At 68.1% G+C, this 204-nt stretch carries 1 protein-coding gene; it reads right to left on the minus strand.

Annotation, left to right across the window (positions count from 1 at the left end; all coding sequences use genetic code 11):
* Positions 1-204, minus strand: a 204-nt coding sequence (locus ACOADB_RS04185) for a hypothetical protein (protein ID WP_378596669.1), incomplete at both ends; no start/stop codon positions are given.

Here is a 204-nt window from a genome sequence, read left to right on the forward strand (position 1 = left end):
GAAGGTGGTGACACCCGAGGCGGCTTCGAGGTAGATGTTGCCGCTCCCGTCGCTGCGCTCGATGGTCAGCTCGAAGGGGTGGGTCATGCCCGGGGTGCCGGCCGTGCCCCAGAACAGGGCGTACAGCGACCACCCGAGCGCAGCCAGGGTGCCGAGGGAGATCAGTGTGTCCATGGTCGAGGTGCCGTGGCGCAGGTTGGTCCA

The sequence above is a fragment of the Nocardioides sp. CPCC 206348 genome (genome assembly GCF_048654705.1).
In the GTDB taxonomy this organism is placed as follows: Bacteria; Actinomycetota; Actinomycetes; order Propionibacteriales; family Nocardioidaceae; genus Nocardioides.